This is a genomic window from Vibrio sp. YT-19(2023) (assembly GCF_033337395.1).
The window spans coordinates 1-500 of the sequence record NZ_JAWOQN010001262.1 but is presented as its reverse complement, the minus strand read 5'-3'; the positions used below and the strand labels follow the sequence as shown (position 1 = coordinate 500).

General features: G+C 38.6%; 1 protein-coding gene. It reads right to left on the bottom strand.

Translation table 11 applies throughout. From position 1 onward, the window contains the following. Positions 1-190: 190 nt before the first annotated feature. A complete protein-coding gene (locus R7E78_RS31160) occupies positions 191-499 on the bottom strand; it encodes a YijD family membrane protein (RefSeq protein ID WP_318059275.1) in 309 nt (102 codons plus the stop codon). Position 500 lies beyond the last annotated feature (1 nt).

The following is a 500-nucleotide window of genomic DNA, read 5'->3' as shown; positions in this document are numbered from 1 at the left end:
AAACGCTTTTCAAGGGCAGAATTGAAAAAAAGCGTATTTTTTATGAATTAATTGATTTCTTTCAAGCTTGTTGGGAATGCATCACATTCCAGAGACAACTTCCAAAGTAAACATGATGAAAAGCGGTTATTTTTCTGTGACATAAAAAAAGCGAGCTCAATAGCTCGCTTTTTTGTTGGAATTTTTTCAATTATTCAGCAGAAGTTTTCTTTTCCATGAAACCCAGCTTTTTACCAATCCATGCCAATAGGATCATCGACACCATGATTGCGAAGAAATTTGAGCCTGCTTCTGGGTATTGCGCTTTGATAAACGCAGAGTGACCAAAGGCACCAACAAAGAAACACGCTAAGCCCACTAACGGAATATCTTCCGATACCGGGTTGTTTAAGTACTCTTGATAAAGAGCTTGTACAGCCAGTACGAGTGCAATCAATGGGAAGATTGAGAAAGACACTTCACTCATGGTCAACCATGACAATAAAGCATCACCACACATA